Source organism: Arthrobacter sp. MDT2-16 (assembly GCF_054510925.1).
In genome coordinates this window covers 68,136-85,513 of the sequence record NZ_JBTNDP010000001.1, presented here as the reverse complement: position 1 = coordinate 85,513, position 17,378 = coordinate 68,136, and the positions used below count along the sequence as shown (strand labels likewise).

Here is a 17,378-nt window from a genome sequence, read left to right as displayed (position 1 = left end):
TGTTCCCCCTTCCCCGGGCACAGGCAAGCGATGATGACGGCGACCAAGCTGGCAGAATGGGACGGGTGACTTCCTCCGAACGCGCTGCAGAGATCGACCTCGACGCCCTGCGGCACAACATCCGGCACCTGGGCGGAATCGCGCACCCCGCCCGGGTCATGGCCGTGGTGAAGGCCGACGCCTACGGCCACGGCGCCGTCCCCGTGGCCCGGGCCGCGCTGGAGGCGGGAGCCGCCTGGCTCGGCGTCGCCCACGTCGCCGAGGGCGTCGCCCTGCGGAAAGCGGGCATCGAGGCTCCCATCCTCGCGTGGCTGCACACCGCGGGCACCGACTTCACCGCCGGCGTCGAGCACGGACTGGACCTCGGGATCTCCGGGTGGGAACTCGACCACGTGGTCGCGGCGGCCCGCGAACTGGAGCGCCCCGCCATCGTGCACCTGAAGATCGACACCGGCCTCGGTCGGAACGGATGTCCACCGGAGCAGTGGGACTCCCTGCTCAGCCGTGCCGTCACCCACCAGGAGGAGGGGCTGATCCGCGTCGTCGGGATCTTCTCCCACCTCGCGGTCGCGGACGAGCCTGCACGGCCCGAGACCGACCTGCAGGTGCAGGCGTTCCGCGAGGCCGTCGCCGCCGCGGAGAACGCCGGGATCGACGTCGAGGTCCGGCACCTCGCCAACACCCCTGCCGCGTTCTCGCGGCCCGACTGCCACTTCGACCTCGTACGCGTGGGCCTCGGCATCTACGGCCTCTCGCCCTTCTCCGACCAGGGCTCCGCCGACCTCGGCCTGCGGCCCGTCATGACCCTCAGCACCACCGTGTCGAACTGCAAGGAGGTGCCCGCCGGACAGGGCGTCTCCTACGGCTACGCCTACCGCACGCAGAAGCCCACCACGCTCGGACTCATCCCCGTCGGCTACGGCGACGGAGTGCCGCGCATCGCCACCGGAGCGCCGGTCCTCGTCGGGGGCCGCATCTACCCGGTGGTGGGGCGCATCGCGATGGACCAGCTCGTCATCGACTTCGGCACCACGGGCCTCGTCGGCTCGCCGGACAGCCCCCTCGGCAAGCGCGCGGTGCTCTTCGGCGGCACCGATTCACCCCCTGTGGAGGACTGGGCGGCAGCGGCCCAGACGATCAACTACGAGGTGGTCACCCGGATCAGCGGCCGCGTGGAACGCGTGTACGTGGATGCAGCGCAGGAGGCGCGTGATGACCGTCCTGCCTGAGTGGACCGTGGTGCACGACGTCGGATCGGCCGCCGAGCTGCAGACCCTCGCCGCCGCCCTGGCCCCCCACCTGCGCGCGGCGGACCTGCTGGTCCTGTCCGGTGAGCTGGGTGCCGGCAAGACGACGTTCACGCAGGGGCTCGGGCGTGGTCTCGGCGTCACGGACCGCATCATCTCGCCGACCTTCGTGCTCGTCCGCCAGCATGCCGCCGGCGGCAGCGGGCCCGGCCTCGTCCACGTCGACGCCTACCGCCTGGACGGCGCGGCCGCCGTGGACGACCTCGACCTCGAGGCCGGCATGGCAGCGAACGTCACGGTCGTCGAATGGGGAGCAGGCCGTGTGGAGCACCTCAGCGACAGCTGGCTGCGCGTGGACATCCTCCGGCCGGTCGGCGTCCTGCAGATCGCCGCGACCGGCGGACCGGTCACCGCGTTCGACGACGACGGCGAGGACGAGGTGCGTACCGTCACCCTCGCGGGCTTCGGTCCGCGCTGGCACGCCCGGCAACCCCCGCTCCCGCTCGACTAGGCTGGACAGGTGCTCCTTCTCGCCCTCGACACCTCCGCCGCGGCCACCGTCGCGCTCCTGCGTGACGACGTCGTCGTCGGCCGGTTCGGCAGCGCGGACACCCGCTCCCACGCCGAGGTCCTCGCTCCCGCGGTGCAGGGCATCCTCGCGGATGCGGGCGTTCCGGGGGCGGACCTGGACGGCATCGTCGCCGGCGTCGGCCCCGGTCCCTTCACGGGACTGCGCGCGGGACTGGTCACGGCCCGGACCCTCGGCTTCGTCTGGGACGTCCCGCTGTTCGGCGTCCTGAGCCTGGACGCCCTGGCCTTCGATGCCGTCGCCGGCGACGCCGTCGAGGCCGGCAGCGCGTTCCTCGTCGGCACCGATGCGCGCCGCGGGGAGGTCTACTGGGCCGCCTACCGGGCAGCCGGGGACGCACTGCCCGAACTCCTCGACGGACCGCACGTCGGCACCGCGGCGAGCCTGCCGAAGGATCAGCCCCTCGCGGGACGCGCCGCGAGCCTGTACCCGGATGACCTGGACGGGCTCCCGGCCTTCGCGACGTCGGACCCCGACGCGGCATCCCTCGCCCGCGTCGCCCGGCTGCGCCTCCTCGCGGGCGAGCCGCTCCTCGACACCGCGCCGCTGTACCTGCGCGAATCCGATGCCAAGGTGCCAGGGCCACGGAAGCGGGCGACGGCGTGAGCTTCACCCTGCGCAGCCTCACCTTCGAGGACATCGAGACCATCGGGCGGCTGGAGGACGAACTGTTCCCCACCGACGCCTGGCCGCTCGACATGTTCTACACCGAGTTCTTCCAGCCCGAGACGCGGCGGTACATCGTGGCCGAGGTGGACGGCGTCCCCGTGGGATACGCCGGTGTCATGGTCATCGACACGACGGCGGACATCCAGACCATCGGCGTGCTGCCGCGCTTCGAGGGACAGGGGATCGGACGCGCCCTGCTCACCGAACTGCTCGACGAGGCACGGCGTCGCGGCGCGGAGACCGTGATGCTGGAGGTGCGCGCGGACAACCCGCGAGCGCAGGAGCTCTACTCGCGGTTCGGCTTCGTCAAGATCCACACCCGGAAGAGGTACTACCGCGACGGCGTGGACGCCTGGGTGATGCGACTCGTCCTGGCCGCGGACGGAGGAACACGATGACGCGCGGGGAACCGCTGGTGCTCGGCATCGAGTCCTCCTGCGACGAGACCGGAGTCGGGATCGTGCGCGGCACGCAACTGCTGACCAACACCGTGTCCTCCTCGATGGACGAGCACGTGCGCTTCGGCGGCGTCATCCCCGAGATTGCCTCGCGCGCTCACCTGGAGGCCTTCGTGCCGACCCTGCGCACGGCCCTCGACGACGCCGGCGTGACACTCGAGGACATCGATGCGATCGCCGTGACGGCCGGTCCGGGGCTGTCGGGCGCGCTCATGGTGGGGGTGTCGGCCGCCAAGGCCCTCGCCGTCGCCACGGGGAAGCCGCTGTACGCCATCAACCATCTCGTGGCGCACGTGGGGGTCGGCATGCTCGGGGGTACCTTCGCCGACGGGCTCCCCGCGAACCTCGGTGCGCTCCTGGTGTCCGGCGGGCACACCGAGATCCTGCGGATCGGGAACATCGCGAGCGACGTCGAGTTGCTGGGATCCACGATCGACGACGCCGCCGGCGAGGCCTACGACAAGACGGCCCGCATCCTCGGCCTGGGTTATCCGGGCGGTCCCGTCATCGACCGGCTGGCGCGAGAGGGGAATCCGAAGGCCATCCGGTTCCCCCGCGGCCTGTCCCAGCCGAAGTACATGGGCACGGCGGAGGAACCGGGCCCGCACCGGTACGACTGGTCCTTCAGCGGTCTCAAGACCGCCGTCGCCCGCAGCGTGGAGCAGTACGAGGCAGCGGGGATGGAGGTGCCCGTGGCGGACATCGCGGCCTCCTTCCAGGAGGCGGTGGTGGACATCATCACCTCGAAGGCCGTGCTCGCCTGCCGGGAGCACGGCATCACCGAACTCCTGCTCGGGGGAGGCGTGGCCGCGAATCGCCGGCTCCGCGAAGTGACCGGAGAACGGTGCGCAGCCGCGGGCATCACCCTGACGGTCCCGGCGCCGTCGCTCTGCACCGACAACGGAGCCATGGTCGCTGCGCTCGGCGCGCAGATCGTCATGGAGGGTCGCGCCCCGAGTGGAGTGTCCTTCGGCACGAACCCCTCGTTGCCCGTCACGGAGATCGTGCTCGCGTCCGGTGAGGACGGCGCGGCCTAGTTCCCGCCGGGCGCAGGTACCGGCGCCGGGCGCGCTGTCAGGTCCTGCTTGCGGGAGCATGGCGGTCGCCGGCTGCTCGACCGTCGCCAAGCCCTCCAGCCCTTCGAGCGCTGGGGGCGGGGGACGTGTCAGGGATCCTGGAGACGGAACGACAGCGGGCCGGACTCCCGAGGGAGTCCGGCCCGCTGCATCACCTGCGTGATGCCTAGAGAGTGCCCCGGCGGTCCGTCGGGTCACCGTCGGCCAACGGGTCGTTCTCGAAGCCCTGACTCTCGGACGGGACACCCGTTCCCGGGACGCCGTCCACGGCAGGTACGGGATCGACGTCGATGACGTCCACCTCGTCCACGATCGGGGTGTTCTCGGGGACGAGGGGCGCAGCGTTCGTCGTGGTCACCGTGTCCACGGTGTCCACGGTCTCTACGGCGTCCACGGTCTCGTCCGACTCGTTCTTCTTGCTGACAGCCGCTGCGGCCACCCCGGCCACGGCAGCCGCCGCTGCCACTCCGACTCCGGCGGCCAACTTGCCCGACACGCCGGCCTTGCCGCTGTCACCGCGCGATTCCGCAGCGTCCTCGGCGGTGGGGGTGCTCGTGGTGCCCGTGCCCGCTACGGAACCGCGCCATGCGCCCGTCGCGTAGCTCTCGGACTCGATGAACTCCTTGAACTTCTGGAGGTCGGCCTTCGCCTGGTTCTCGACGACGTTCAGCTTGTCGCCGACCTTCTCGACGAGGCCCTCCGGCTCGTACTCGAGGACGAGGTTGACGCGCGTGATGCCTCCCAGGTCCTCGAAGGACACCGAGCCGGCGTTGGTCGCCCCCTCCGTGGCGGCCCAGGACACCTTGCGGTCAGGGACCTGCTCGAGGACCTTGGCCTCCCACTGCCGGCGGATCCCGCCGATCTCGGCAACCCATTCGAGCCGGTCGTCGCTGAGCTGGGTGATCTGCTTGATCCCGCCCATGAAGTGCGGGAACTCCTCGAACTGCGTCCACTGGTTGTACACGGTCGTCACTGGAAGATTCACTACAACGGTTTCTTCGACCTTCGTGCTCATCATGCCTCCCTGAGGGTTGGGGATACGGTCACTGATCGCATCATCAGCATGCTTAGCTTATGGTGCGGACCGGGCTGTGACCAGCACCGTCCCCGTGAAGTCAGGAGGGCAGGTCCCCGACGCTCGCGTACCGGCGTCGCCAGTCGCGCCCCTCTTCCCCGCCGTACAGGGTCCAGTACTCGCGGCCCGAGGTGATGACGCCGTCGTCCACGGTCCAGATCGAGACGACACGGAAGATCCCGACGTCCTCCTGCGGGACCTGGACCTCTGAGACGACGACGTCCCCGGCGTCGTACACGTTCAGGACGTCGATGCTCCACCCGTTCGGGTGCTCCGAATTGACCGCCACCATGTTGTCCCTGCCGCGGATGATCTCGCGCGTGACGGGCCAGAAGACCTCGACGTCCTCGGCGAGCGTCCGTCCCACGGCGTTCCAATCCCTGCTCCACACCGACTGCCAGTACCGGCGGACCACCTCTGTAGACTCCATGCGCCGATGCTACCGGCCGACGACGGCGCCCGGACCTCGGAGGTGGGCTGCCACGTTCGCCCCGAACCCCTCGATGGTGCGCGCGATCGCGGTGGCGGGCGCGGTGTCCCAGACCTCCTGGTTGAAGATCTCCACCTCGATGTCACCGGCATACCCGGTGGCCTCCACGGCGGCCGTGATGGCGCCGAAGTCGATGACCCCGTCCCCGGGGTAGTGGCGCGAGAGCAGCACGTCCGCGGCAAGGGGCGTCGCCCAGTCGCACACCTGGTAGCTCGCGATGCGGCCCTCCCGGCCGGCCCGGGCGATCTGCTCCGACAGCTCCGGATCCCACCACACGTGGAACGTGTCGACGACGGCGCCCACCACCGAGGAGGGGAAGGGGGAGGCGAGGTCGAGCGCCTGCTTCAGTGTCGAGATGACGGCGCGGTCCGAGGCGTACATGGGGTGCAGCGGCTCGAGGGCCAGGGTCACTCCGGCCGCCTGTGCCTCCGGCGCGAGTTCGGCGAGGGCGTCCTGCACCATGGAGCGGGCGCCCACGAGATCCTTCGAGCCCTGCGGGATGCCGCCTGCCACCATCACGAGGACCGACGACGAGCCTGAGGCTCCCGCGGCCGCGAGGGTGGCGGTCTCCTCGATGGCCCTGCGGTTGTCGTCCATCGCGGCCCTGCGAGCCCGGCCTTCGGGGACGGTGAAGAATCCGCCACGACACAGGCTGGAGAAGCGGAGCCCCGAGTCGGCGAGGAGCCGTGCGGCCCCGACGAGGGAGGCGGCCTGCACGGAGTCGCGCCACAGGCCGATGCTGGTGATACCGGCGTCCGCCGTCGTCCTCAGCGCCTCCTCGAGCGTCGCGTACTTGATCGTGGCCTGGTTGATGGACAACCGTGGATCCGGCGTCGTCACTGGGTCACCCCGCAGGTGCCCAGCAGCGCGTGCCATCGGTTCCGGGCCAGCTCGGGCTGTTCGAGGGCTCCGCACGCATTGGCGAGGCGGACGATCGCGGACAGGTGCGGCAGGCTGCGCGCGGCGTGCAGCCCGCCCACCATGGAGAAGCCGGCCTGGTGACCGTTGAGCCAGCTGAGGAACGCCACACCCGTCTTGTAGTAGAACGTGGGTGCCGCGAAGATCTGGCGTGAGAGCGCCTCGGTCGGACCGAGGATCCGTTCGTAGGCCTCGCCGTCACCGGCGTCGAGGGCCTGGACCGCGGCGGAGGCGTGCGGGCCGAGGGCTGCGAAGGCTCCGAGCAGGGCATCCGAATAGCCCGAGGAGTCCCCACCGATGAGGGACACGTAGTTGAAGTCGTCTCCCGTGAACATACGGGCGGGCTCGTTGAGCCGTGCGCGCACGGACCGCTCGGAGTCGGCGTCGAGCAGGCTCATCTTGACGCCGGCCACCTTGTCGGGGGAGTTGGCGATGATCTTCAGGAGCGTGGAGGATGCGACCTCCGTGTCCGCGGCCCCGAAGTAGGTCCCCAGCTCGGGATCGAAGGCGCTGCCGAGCCAGTGCAGGATCACGGGCGCCCCGGCGGCGGCCAGGACCTCCGAGTAGACACGCTCGTAGTCCTCCGCCGTCCGTGCGGCGCGGGCGAGGTGGCGGCTCGCCATCAGGACCACGGACGCGCCCGCATCCTCGGTGAAGTGGAGCTGCTCCTTGTAGGCATCGATGACGGCGTCGAGGGAGATGACGGACTCCCCGACGTGGTCGGTGTTCACGCCGGCCACCAGGGCGCCTCCGACGGTCCGCGCTTCTGCAGCACTGCGGGAGATCAGCTCGCGCGTCGCGGCGGCGTCGAGTCCCATGTTCCGCTGCGCGGTGTCCATGGCATCAGCGACGCCCAGTCCCCAGGACCACAGGTGGTGGCGGAAGGCGAGGGTCGCGTCCCAGTCCAGGTCGGCCGGCGCCCCGGGGACGTTCTCGGCCGTGGTGCGGGGGACCACATGCGCTGCAGCGTAGACCGTCCGGCTGGCCAGCGGGACGGCCGGCTTCGAGAACGACGGTGCAGGGTTGAGTTCGACGGCGGAGGTGGCCCCCGCCGCATCGACGAGGGTGATCATGCCAGCGAGTCCGCCTCCTCGCGGGGGAGGACGGTGGTGCGCACGTCCTCCAGCTCGAGGCGTCGCCCCGAGCGGGAGCTCTCGAGGCCCTGCTCCGCGAGGTACATGCCCCGTGCACCTGCGAGGAAGTCGTACGGGTGCGGCGCGTCCTCGAGCACGTGGCGCAGGAAGTCCTCCCACTGTGTCTTGAAGCCGTTCTCGAACACCTCGTTGGTGGGAACGTCCATCCAGTCGCCGTCGTAGTCGTGGGTGTCCTCGAGGTCGGGGTTCCACACAGGCTTGGGCGTCGCGTTGCGGGGCTGGATCTTGCAGCCGAACAGCCCGACGACGGCGGAGCCGTGGGTGCCGTCGACCTGGAACTGCACGAGCTCGTCGCGGTTCACACGGACCGTCCAGCTCGAGTTGAGCTGTGCGACGATGCCGCCCTCGAGCTCGAAGACGGCGTAGGCGGCGTCGTCGGCGGTCGCGCGGTAAGGATGGCCCTGCTCGTCGACGCGCTCGTCGATGTGCGTCACGGCCCGCGCGTAGACGGACTCGACCCTGCCGAAGAGGTTCTCCAGCACGTAGCTCCAGTGCGGGAACATGTCGACGACGATCCCGCCGCCGTCCTCCGCGCGGTAGTTCCAGCTGGGACGCTGCGCGTCCTGCCAGTCACCCTCGAAGACCCAGTAGCCGAACTCGCCGCGCACGGAGAGGATGCGGCCGAAGAACCCGGAATCCACGAGGCGCTTGAGCTTCTGCATGCCGGGGAGGTACAGCTTGTCGTGCACCACGCCGTTCTTGATCCCGGCCGCCTCGGCGAGGTTCGCCAGCTCCAGGGCATCGGCCGCGGTCTCGGCGGTGGGCTTCTCGGTGTAGATGGCCTTGCCTGCGGCAATGGCCTTCCGGATGGCGGCGGAGCGTGCCTTCGTCACCAGGAAGTCGGCGTAGACCTCCCAGGTCGGATCCGCCAGGACGCTGTCGAGGTCGGTGGAGTAGTGCTCGATGCCGTGCTTCGCGGCGAGCTCAGCGAGCTTCGCCTCGTTGCGGCCCACCAGGATCGGTTCGACCTGCACGCGGGTCCCGTCGGAGAGGAGCACGCCGCCCTGGTCGCGGATCGCGAGGATGGAACGGACCAGATGCTGCCGGTAGCCCATGCGCCCGGAGACGCCGTTCATGATGATCCCGATTGTCTTCGTCGACATTGATGCTCCTAGATTCCGGCGGTACCGCTCGATTGGAAAGCGTTTACCGAGAGTGTAGGGGAAGAAGCAGGGAGGGGCAATAAGGGGGAGGCGGCAGCCTCCGGTGGTCAACTGCGGGGGAGTTCGCGGCGAGTGCACTGGTCCGGACGCACCCAGGCTTCGCGGGCTATCGAGAACTCGATCCACTGCGCCAGCACCGCCGTATCGGTCCACGCCATCGCGAATCCGCGCACGGTCTGCCGCGCGCCGTCCGGGTACTCGAGCTCGACCCACAGTGCCGGTGCCGGCGATGCCGACTCGGTGATCCCGCGGGTGGGTGCCTCGAGCTGGAGCGGTGGGACGAATCCATGGGTCGTCGGAGGCGCCCCGTGCCATCCGGCCACCCTACGCATGCGGGCACGCCCAAGGGGTGGCACAGGATGCGGACCGGGTCATGCCACCACTGTACGAGGGCGGCATGGCCCGGCGTCGGCAGGTCGGGACCGTGGGGTGGGCCCACCTCGTGGGGGGCCGGGGCGAGGTCCCACTCGACGCGCATGGAACTCGTCAGGCGGCGTGGGACGCGAGCGGCTTCAGAGCCCGACGCCGGCAGTGCCCGGCATCGACCCACGCCTCCCGCGCCCTTGAATACTCGATCCACTGCGCCAGGACCGCCGTGTCCGTCCAGGCCATCGCGAAACCCTTCATGGTGCGCCGGGAGCCGTCGGGATAGTCGAGGTCGACCCACAGCGCGGGGGAGCGTTGCGGTTCGACGACACCGCTCGCAGGCGCGTCGAGCTGAAGAGGTGGGACGTACCTGTCGGCGCTGGGTGGGATGCCGTGCCATCCCGGTCGTTCTGCCATGCACCGAGGGTATGCAGCAGGTCCGACAACCTGACGTGCCGCCAGCGCTCGCCCTGCAGCCGGCGCTACCCTGCGCCGTCGGAGGCTGCGTGGGCCTGGAGCAGTTCGTCGCTGAACGGCGCACGTCTCCTCGGCGGGAGGTCGTCGATCAGTTCGTTCACCGCCAGGGCGAGCACATCGCACTCGAGCGCGGGCATGGGCATGAGCCCGGCGAGATACGCCTCGACCTCGTACTCGTCCACATCGCCGCTCAGGGAGAAGTAGCGCAGCCACACCTCGCCCACGGAGAAGCCGGACTCCGCGATGGCGGCATGGGTCATCGCCCGCTGTTCCTCCGCATAGGGGAACGAGATCATGACGGTTCCGTTCGCTCCGACGCATCGTGGTCGCTCACGAGGTCCGCGGTGAGCCTGCGGAAGGGGACACCCCGGGTGCGTGCGCGGACGGTCAGGGCCGTGAGCGCCTCGGCCTCGCTCAGGCCGTCCCGCTCCATCAGGATCCCCTTGGCGATACCGACGAGGTCGCGTGAGCGAAGCGACTCCCGCAGCTCACTGCTGATCCGGGTCGATGTCTCCGACGTCTGGACGTGGCCGAGCAGTGCCGCGGCGGCGACGGCGATCCCTGCGAGGCGGGCACGGTCCGCATCGCCGAACGTCGCCGGCATCGTCGAGTAGATCTTCATGGCACCGATCGAGTCGCGTCCGCGCAGGAGGGGGACGCTGAAGCACGAGAGCACCCCGGCATCCGCCGCGGCGGCGCTCCAGCGCGGGAAACGCTGGTCGGTGCTCGTGTCGTCGACCATCACCGGTCCGCGGGCGGACCACGCCGTCAGGCATGGCCCCTCACCCAGGCGGTACTGGAGGTCGTCGGCGAGGCGCACGAGGTCGTCCGTCGCTCCCACGCTGACCCGCTGTGCCTGGTGGATGAGGGAGACGCCCGCGCCGAAGGCATTCGGTGTCGTCTCCTGCGTGATCCGCGCCAGGAGGTCGACCGCGTGCTGCGCTGTTTCCTGCGTGAGTGCCAGGCCCCGGATTCGGCCGAGCGTCGTACCCAACTCGCTGGATGGGGGATATGGGTCCATCAGTAGCCTCGAACATCAAGCCAGATCTGATCCTGGCGCCACGGGCCTTCTGCTAGACCTCGATCGCGTTACCGACGATCCGCTGGACTCATCCTAGCCGTGCGGAAGCGCATCCCGCATGGACGTGGCAGGGCTGTTGCACCGGGCGCGTCATCGTGCAGCAGGTCGGGCAAGGGCGGCGTCCCGATCCGGCGACGCTCCACCTCCCACAAGATCTCACGCCGCGTGGAGGCAGGTATTTCCGGCCGGTGCAGGTGGCGGAGGGCGACGGGCCGTTCATCGCGGCGTCGCCGGGATGTCGCGCATATTTCCGCCCGCGCGGGCGTACGTCTGGTTACGATGGTCCCGACGAGGCCGCAGCCGCTCTGCCCCCTGGCACCAGCGGACGGCGGATGCGCCTGCGTCACGCCGCCGATCCGCGAAGTGTGAGGTTCCCTCAGCGCCATGACGAATGATGATTTGCAGAAGATCCGTGTTGCAGCGGCCGACAAGGAGGACGTCGAGTTCGAGCTCGACCGCGCTGAGCTGGTCCTGCAGGAGGCAGTCTCCGAAGCCCTCAGCCACGGTGAGGACATCAACGTCGTCGCCGAGGTCGCCGAGCTGCCGCTGGACGATGTCGTGAAGCTCGCTACCCAGGACGCCAGCCCGGACCCTGTCCTGCCCTTCTGACTCAGGCCTGCCGGCGCGGGGTACTCTCCCGCAGGATCGTCTTCATGGGGATCGTCCCCGGCCCGTCGCCCGCCTCCGTGCCGGCACCGCTGGAGGCGGAGCCCGTGGCGAGCCGGAGGGCGCGACGCCCCACATCCTCGAGCGGGATGCGCACCGTGGTCAGTGCCGGCGTGATGTCCTGGACCGTCGGGATGTCGTCGTAGCCCGCCACGCCGATCTCCTCCCCGGGCACGACTCCCGCATTGCGCAGGGCGGAGACGACGCCCACGGCCATGACGTCGTTGACGGCGAAGATCAGGTCCACGGCGAGTCCCGACGCCAGGAGTTCCTGAGCGCCGCGGTAGCCGCCGTCGCGCGTGAAGTCCGCCTGGATGATGCGTTCGGGCGTCAACAGGATGCCATGTTCAGCCAGCCCCGCAGTGAAGCCGTCGAGCCTTTCCTCCGCGGTCCTGATCTCGGACGGTCCGGCGATGACCGCCACATCCCGGTAGCCGAGTTCGGCCAGGGACACCGCGAGGTCATGAGCGCCCCTGCGGTTGTCGAGGAGGACGGTCGCGAAGGGCGGCGCATCCTGGCTGATGAAGGCGGCCTTGCCCCCGGTGTCCTCGAAGGCTGTCAGTTCCGCGCGCAGCTCCTCCTGGAACGCCGACGCCGTGGGCCGCGAACCGGCGAGGATCATGACGCGCGGACGCTGCCCGCGCAGCGCTCTGACGGTCTCCAGTTCCCGCTGCGCGTTGCGGCCCGTCACGGCAATGGTGACCACGAGGTTCTCCTCGCTTGCCGCATCGATCACACCGGCGGCGATGCTGGAGAAATACGGATCCGCGATGTCCGCCACGAGGAGGGCGACCGTGGTGGTGCTTCCCTTCGCCACCGCCTGCGCGAAGAGGTTCGTCGTGTAGCCGAGCCGCTGCGCCGCTTCGACAACACGCTCCCGGTACGCCTCGTTGACCTTCCGGGCGCTCCCGTTGAGGGACCTCGACGCTGTCGCGAGCGACACGCCCGCCTCCCTCGCCACGTCGTGCAGCGTCGCAGGGCTCTTGCTGGCCGGTGCAGACATCGCTTCCACTCCTGACGGTGCGGGCAGCGGCCACCGGCCTTGCCCTGGACTTTCTTCGGAAAGGGCCATTCTCGCACGGGTCCGTCAGCGTCGAACGGGTGGAAGCACGGTTCGGTAAGCGCTTTCTCTGCTACCGTTTCCTCCACTGCCTTCCCGTCCAGAGTCGGAGGAACCGTGTCCCAGTCCGCGTCACCCGCCGGGTCCGCTGCCGAGCCGGGGGAGCCGCTCCGGGCGGCGATCCTCGGTACCGGGAGCGTCGCGCATCTCCATGCAGCCGCGCTGCGGGATCTCCCCGGCGTCGAGCTGGTCGCAGCCGCGGATCCTACCGCGCAGCAGCTGGTGGCCTTCGCCGAGACCTACGGCATCCAGGGCCGCCACGCCGCGCTGGAGGATCTGCTCGCGGCGGAGAAGGTGGACGTCCTCCATATCTGCACCCCACCGGCCGGCCACGCGGAGCAGACCGTCGCGGCCTTCGCCCGGGGGGCGCACGTGGTCGTCGAGAAGCCGGCGGCCCTGAGCCTGGCCGAACTCGACCTCATGGCGGATGCCGGCCGCACGGCAGGACGTGGTCTGGCCGTCGTCTTCCAGCAGCGCTCCGGCTCCGCCGCGGCCCACGTGAAGGGGCTGCTGGACTCCGGCGCGCTGGGTCGACCCCTGGCCGCGCTCTGCCAGACACACTGGTACCGCACGGCCGACTACTTCGCCGTGCCGTGGCGCGGCACCTGGGCGTCGGAGGGCGGCGGCACCACGCTCAGCCACGGCAGCCACCAGATCGACCTGCTCGCCTACCTGCTGGGCGGGTGGAGCGCCGTCCATGCCACGATGTGGCGCCTGCAGCACGACGTCGAGACCGAGGATCTCTCCCACGCATCCCTCGTCTTCGAGTCCGGCGCCGTCGCCTCGGTGGTCTCGACGGTGCTGGCACCCCGGCAGTCGAGCCTTCTCCGCATCGATACGGAGAACGCAACGATCGAGCTCGAGCACCTGTACGGACACGGGCACGCGCACTGGAGGATCACCCCGGCCGAGCACGTCGACGCGGTGACCGCGGAGTCCTGGAGACTGCCCGACCGCGAGGTCCCGAGCGGGCACGATGCGCTCTTCGCCGAGGTCTATGCCTCGCTCCTCGGAGGACACGGGATGCCGCAGATCGTCGGCCACCCGGCGCGCGCACTCGAGATCGTCTCGGCGATGTACGCCTCGGCACGGGACGCCCGCTGGATCTCCCGGTCCGACCTCGCAGGACCCGGGATGCGAGGTTCCCTGGCGGGACCGATCATCGATGCCCGCCCCCGCCGATCCGCATGAGCGACCGGCATCCTCTGCTGACGCCCGACGGGCGGACGGCGGGCATCCTCCACGACGGCGCCGACGAGCCCGAGGGGCACGCACCGCGGCCCTTCCTGCATCCGGTCCTGACGCCGCGGGGACTGGCCGTGAGCGACTACCGCCCCGCCGACCACCTGTGGCACTGGGGGCTCGGTATCGCCGTCTCGAACATCGACGTCGCGGGCCAGGACCTGCCGGTCAACCTGTGGGGCGGCCCGACGTACCGCGAGGGGCACGGCTACGTGCACCTGCCGAACAACGGCTCCCAGCAGGTCCGTGCCGGCGAGCGACGGGAGGGCGGAGTCCTCCAGCACCTCGACTGGCGCGCGGCCGACGGTGCCGTCGTCCTGACCGAGGAGAGGAGCTGGATCTCCGGCTCCGTCCGGACGGCCGATGTGGAATGGACGGCGATCAGCGTCCGCAGCAGGTGGGTCAACACCGGCGACGGTCCGCTCGCGTTCGGCAGCCCGACGACGGCGGGACGGCCGAACGCCGGCTACGGTGGGTTCTTCCTCCGCCTCGCCCCGTCCTTCGACGGCGCCGAGATCGTCGCGCCACGCGCCGGCGATCCGCAGGGCAGCGCCGGGGCGACCGTCACCGAGGCCGACGCCATGGGCAGCACGCGACCCTGGCTCGGCATGAGGTCGGATGATGCGTCGGTACTCATGGTCCCGGCGGCGGACAATCCGGGGGAGGGGTCCCCGTGGTTCGTCCGGAGCAGCGGCACGCCCATGCTGTGTGCCGCCCCCTTCTTCCACCGGAAGCTGCACCTCGAGGCCGGAGGCACCCTGGACTGGGCATGGTCGCTCCTGGTCGCGGATGAAGCAGTCGATGAGGACGCCTTCGCGGCGGCAGCATCCCCTGCGACGCGTGTTCGGCCTCCATCGGAGGTTCAGGCCCCGCCCGTGACCTGACCCGGAGGATGTCCCTCCACCGGGTCAGGTCCCGGATGGCCTACAGGCCGAGCGACTCGAGTGCGGGCAGTTCGGCCCGGGCGCGTGCCCTGGCCTCCGCAGCGGTCGGCGCGGCGACGGCGATCTCCGCGATCCGCTGCGCCTCGGCGAGTGTCACGCTGTTGAGCACGGCGCCCACCCCGGCGAGCGCGCGGGGCGTCATCGACAGGGTCGAGACGCCGAGGCCCACGAGGACGACGGCGAGTGCGGGGTCCGCCGCAGCCTCGCCGCACACGCCCACGGGCTTGGCGTGGCCTTCCGCGAGGGATCCCTCGACCGTCAGCCTGACCATCCGCAGGACCGCCGGCTGCCACGAGTTGTTGAGCGCGGCCAGGGACCCCAGTTGCCGGTCCGCGGCCATGGTGTACTGCGTGAGGTCGTTGGTGCCGAGGCTCGCGAACGACACGGCGCCGAGGATCGCCTCGGCCATGAGCGCTGCCGACGGCACCTCCACCATGACACCCGGGGTCTGCAGGCCCGCGTTGCTGCAGAGCTTCGCGAAGTCCGCGGCCTCCTCGGCGGTCGAGATCATCGGGGCCATGACCCACACGTCAGCGGTGGCCTGCGAAGCGGCGTCGGCGATGGCCTCGAGCTGGCGTTCGAGGACGCCGGGGGACGAGAGGTCGGTGCGATAGCCGCGCACGCCGAGGGCGGGGTTGGGCTCGGTCGTGTCGGTGAGGAAGGGCAACGGCTTGTCGGCGCCGGCGTCGAGCGTGCGCACCACCACCTTCTTGCCGGGGAAGGCGTCGAAGACGCCCTTGTAGGCCTCGACCTGCTCCTCGGCGGTGGGCTCCGTGTCACGGCCCAGAAAGCAGAACTCCGTGCGGAGCAGGCCCACGCCCTGCGCTCCGGCGTCGGCGGCCTTCACGGCATCCTTCGCGCCGCCCACATTGGCCAGGAGGGGGACCTCGTGCCCGTCGGAGGTGGCACCGACGCCGTCGAACGTCGTGAGCGCCGCAGCGGCCGCGCGGTAGGACTCCGCCGCCGCCTCCTCCTCGGCCCCCGGATCGAGCGCCACTGTGCCCGCGGCGCCATCCACGAAGACGAGGGTGCCACTGTCGATGTCGTCGACACCGGAGGCGGCGACGACGGCAGGCAGGCCCAGGGAGCGGGCGATGATCGCGGTGTGCGACTGCGGACCGCCGCCGGACGTGACGAGGGCGAGCACCATCGCCGGGTCGAGGGTGGCGGTGTCGGCCGGGGCGAGATCCTCGGCGACCAGGATGAAGGGGGTGTCCGACGACGGGATGCCGGGCGCGGGGAGTCCCCGCAGTTCAGCGACGATGCGGGAGCGGACATCGAGCACGTCGGCCGTCCGCTCGGCCATGTATCCGCCGAGGTTGTGCAGCATCTCGGCGACGGAGGCGCCGGCCTCCCATACGGCACGGGCAGGGGAGGTGCCGTTGTTGATGAGCTTCGTGGCCGACTTCAGCAGCATCGGATCGGCGGCCATGAGGGAGGTCGCCTGCAGGACGGCCTGGGCGTCCCCCTTGGCGATCCCGGCCCTCCGCTTGAGCTCCTCCTGGACGACCTTGGAGGCGGCCTTGAGGGCGGCGACGGCCTGCTCGGGCGCGTCGGGGGAGTCGTGACGCTCACCGGCCGGCGGTTCGCCGACCGATGCAGGCATGTGGCGCACCGGGCCGATCACGCGCCCGGGGCTTACTCCGACTCCTGCGAAATTCACCATTGAACGTCCTCGCTTTCTTGCCGGTAGTCGTCTCGGTCTTCCATTGTGCCGCCTCCGGCAGGAAAATCGTGTGACTCAGTTCATATAACACCGCTATAGGTGCTACGGTAGCAGCCATGAAGAAGGTAGGCGAACCCACGCCTAAGACACGGCTTCTCCGGGCCGCTGCGGCACTGCTCGCGGAGTCCAACGGCGAGCCCGTCTCGACGCGGCAGATCACCCAGGCTGCGCGCGTCACCGCACCCACCCTCTATCACCACTTCGGTGACAAGGAAGGCCTCTTCGATGCCGTCGTCGCCGAAGGCTTCTCCGAGTACCTCGACGCCGAGAGGAACCTCCCGACGTCGGGACAACCGGTGGAGGACCTCCGAATGCACTGGGACAACCACGTGCAGTTCGGCCTCGACCATCCGCACCTCTACCTGGTCATGTTCGGCAACATCCGCCCTGAGCACCGGCCATCGATGGTGGCCAGTGCGGAGGCCTTCCTCGAGGAGGTCCTGGTGCGGGCAGCCGCGGCGGCCCGCCTCGTGGTGACGCCGCGGGAGGCCGCGCGCAGCATCCTCGCCGCCAACATCGGCGTCACGCTCATGCTGATCGCGGAACCGGCGGCGAAGCGCAACCTCGAGCTCTCCGCGATGACGCGGGAGGCCGTGATCTCTGCGGTCGCCACGGATTCCGAGGCCGATCCCACCACGGACACGGAGGGATCACCCTCGGTGGTCGTGGCCGCGATAGCACTCAACGCCGCTCTGCAGTCCTCGCACCCCGACCAGCTCTCCAGTTCCGAACTGAAGCTCTTCCTCGAATGGCTCCAGCGCATCTCCAGCCGGTCGGGAAGCTGACGCTTCCCGGCAAGTCCACCCCTCCGCAATGTTGCGGAACGACGCTAAGGAAAGAATGTGGCAACTCAAGTAGAAGCGCGATCCGGCACCAGCGCCCGGGTCCGCGTGCAGAAATTCGGGACGTTCCTGTCC

General features: G+C 70.2%; 20 protein-coding genes. 9 read left to right on the top strand and 11 right to left on the bottom strand.

Annotation, left to right across the window (positions count from 1 at the left end):
• Nucleotides 1-56 precede the first annotated feature (56 nt).
• Genes alr through tsaD form a run of 5 tightly spaced genes read left to right on the top strand, consistent with a single transcriptional unit; the run spans nucleotide 57 to nucleotide 4,000 of the window.
• Nucleotides 57-1,229, top strand: a complete 1,173-nt coding sequence (gene alr, locus ACX80N_RS00395) for an alanine racemase (protein ID WP_459337865.1) — start codon at nucleotides 57-59, stop codon at nucleotides 1,227-1,229.
• Nucleotides 1,213-1,758 (top strand): tRNA (adenosine(37)-N6)-threonylcarbamoyltransferase complex ATPase subunit type 1 TsaE, encoded by a 546-nt coding sequence (gene tsaE / locus ACX80N_RS00390; protein WP_459337864.1) that lies wholly within the window; start codon nucleotides 1,213-1,215, stop codon nucleotides 1,756-1,758. The genes alr and tsaE overlap by 17 nt, the downstream gene beginning before the upstream one ends.
• A 9-nt stretch (nucleotides 1,759-1,767) precedes the next feature.
• Nucleotides 1,768-2,442 carry a tRNA (adenosine(37)-N6)-threonylcarbamoyltransferase complex dimerization subunit type 1 TsaB gene (tsaB, locus tag ACX80N_RS00385; protein ID WP_459337863.1) on the top strand — a complete coding sequence of 225 codons (675 nt, stop codon included), beginning with the start codon at nucleotides 1,768-1,770 and terminating at the stop codon, nucleotides 2,440-2,442.
• Complete coding sequence (gene rimI / locus ACX80N_RS00380) at nucleotides 2,439-2,903, top strand: ribosomal protein S18-alanine N-acetyltransferase (RefSeq protein WP_105032869.1); 465 nt, start codon at nucleotides 2,439-2,441, stop codon at nucleotides 2,901-2,903. Before tsaB ends, rimI begins: the two co-directional genes overlap by 4 nt.
• Entirely contained in the window at nucleotides 2,900-4,000 is a 1,101-nt protein-coding gene (gene tsaD / locus ACX80N_RS00375; protein WP_459337862.1) for a tRNA (adenosine(37)-N6)-threonylcarbamoyltransferase complex transferase subunit TsaD, read from the top strand. Before rimI ends, tsaD begins: the two co-directional genes overlap by 4 nt.
• Before the next feature lie 205 nt (nucleotides 4,001-4,205).
• Here the strand turns inward: tsaD and ACX80N_RS00370 are convergent, their stop codons facing one another.
• From ACX80N_RS00370 to ACX80N_RS00330, 9 genes are all read right to left on the bottom strand, one after another.
• Nucleotides 4,206-5,054 (bottom strand): SRPBCC family protein, encoded by an 849-nt coding sequence (locus ACX80N_RS00370; RefSeq protein WP_459337861.1) that lies wholly within the window; start codon nucleotides 5,052-5,054, stop codon nucleotides 4,206-4,208.
• A 100-nt stretch (nucleotides 5,055-5,154) separates the two neighbouring features.
• Nucleotides 5,155-5,544: a nuclear transport factor 2 family protein gene (locus ACX80N_RS00365; protein WP_459337860.1), complete on the bottom strand. Its 390-nt coding sequence runs from the start codon at nucleotides 5,542-5,544 to the stop codon at nucleotides 5,155-5,157.
• A 9-nt stretch (nucleotides 5,545-5,553) separates the two neighbouring features.
• Nucleotides 5,554-6,480: a sugar phosphate isomerase/epimerase family protein gene (locus ACX80N_RS00360; RefSeq protein WP_459337859.1), complete on the bottom strand. Its 927-nt coding sequence runs from the start codon at nucleotides 6,478-6,480 to the stop codon at nucleotides 5,554-5,556.
• Nucleotides 6,441-7,595, bottom strand: a complete 1,155-nt coding sequence (locus ACX80N_RS00355) for a dihydrodipicolinate synthase family protein (protein ID WP_459337858.1) — start codon at nucleotides 7,593-7,595, stop codon at nucleotides 6,441-6,443. The genes ACX80N_RS00360 and ACX80N_RS00355 overlap by 40 nt, the downstream gene beginning before the upstream one ends.
• Nucleotides 7,592-8,779 (bottom strand): Gfo/Idh/MocA family protein, encoded by a 1,188-nt coding sequence (locus tag ACX80N_RS00350; protein WP_105032864.1) that lies wholly within the window; start codon nucleotides 8,777-8,779, stop codon nucleotides 7,592-7,594. Before ACX80N_RS00350 ends, ACX80N_RS00355 begins: the two co-directional genes overlap by 4 nt.
• Nucleotides 8,780-8,886: 107 nt before the next feature.
• Complete coding sequence (locus ACX80N_RS00345) at nucleotides 8,887-9,162, bottom strand: hypothetical protein (RefSeq protein ID WP_459337857.1); 276 nt, start codon at nucleotides 9,160-9,162, stop codon at nucleotides 8,887-8,889.
• Between the two features lie 163 nt (nucleotides 9,163-9,325).
• The gene (locus ACX80N_RS00340; protein WP_157940287.1) at nucleotides 9,326-9,622 is read right to left on the bottom strand and encodes a hypothetical protein; all 297 of its coding nucleotides are present in this window, start codon (nucleotides 9,620-9,622) and stop codon (nucleotides 9,326-9,328) included.
• A 65-nt stretch (nucleotides 9,623-9,687) separates the two neighbouring features.
• A complete protein-coding gene (locus ACX80N_RS00335) occupies nucleotides 9,688-9,978 on the bottom strand; it encodes a hypothetical protein (protein WP_459337856.1) in 291 nt (96 codons plus the stop codon).
• Complete coding sequence (locus tag ACX80N_RS00330) at nucleotides 9,975-10,703, bottom strand: GAF and ANTAR domain-containing protein (protein ID WP_459337855.1); 729 nt, start codon at nucleotides 10,701-10,703, stop codon at nucleotides 9,975-9,977. Before ACX80N_RS00330 ends, ACX80N_RS00335 begins: the two co-directional genes overlap by 4 nt.
• A gap of 444 nt (nucleotides 10,704-11,147) precedes the next feature.
• On the opposite strand from ACX80N_RS00330, the gene ACX80N_RS00325 reads away from it, so the two are divergent.
• A complete protein-coding gene (locus tag ACX80N_RS00325; RefSeq protein WP_157940286.1) occupies nucleotides 11,148-11,372 on the top strand; it encodes a hypothetical protein in 225 nt (74 codons plus the stop codon).
• 1 nt (nucleotide 11,373) lies between these two features.
• Here ACX80N_RS00325 and ACX80N_RS00320 read toward each other — a convergent pair whose 3' ends face one another.
• Nucleotides 11,374-12,432: a LacI family DNA-binding transcriptional regulator gene (locus ACX80N_RS00320; RefSeq protein WP_105032858.1), complete on the bottom strand. Its 1,059-nt coding sequence runs from the start codon at nucleotides 12,430-12,432 to the stop codon at nucleotides 11,374-11,376.
• Between the two features lie 174 nt (nucleotides 12,433-12,606).
• Here ACX80N_RS00320 and ACX80N_RS00315 point away from each other — a divergent pair, with 174 nt between their 5' ends.
• Nucleotides 12,607-13,740: a Gfo/Idh/MocA family protein gene (locus tag ACX80N_RS00315; protein WP_459337854.1), complete on the top strand. Its 1,134-nt coding sequence runs from the start codon at nucleotides 12,607-12,609 to the stop codon at nucleotides 13,738-13,740.
• Entirely contained in the window at nucleotides 13,737-14,675 is a 939-nt protein-coding gene (locus tag ACX80N_RS00310) for a DUF6807 family protein (RefSeq protein WP_459337853.1), read from the top strand. Before ACX80N_RS00315 ends, ACX80N_RS00310 begins: the two co-directional genes overlap by 4 nt.
• A gap of 40 nt (nucleotides 14,676-14,715) precedes the next feature.
• Here the strand turns inward: ACX80N_RS00310 and ptsP are convergent, their stop codons facing one another.
• On the bottom strand, nucleotides 14,716-16,401 hold the full coding sequence (gene ptsP, locus ACX80N_RS00305; RefSeq protein WP_459337852.1) for a phosphoenolpyruvate--protein phosphotransferase: 1,686 nt from the start codon (nucleotides 16,399-16,401) through the stop codon (nucleotides 14,716-14,718).
• A 116-nt stretch (nucleotides 16,402-16,517) separates the two neighbouring features.
• Between ptsP and ACX80N_RS00300 the strand changes: the two genes are divergently transcribed.
• Complete coding sequence (locus tag ACX80N_RS00300; protein ID WP_459337851.1) at nucleotides 16,518-17,246, top strand: TetR/AcrR family transcriptional regulator; 729 nt, start codon at nucleotides 16,518-16,520, stop codon at nucleotides 17,244-17,246.
• Nucleotides 17,247-17,378 lie beyond the last annotated feature (132 nt).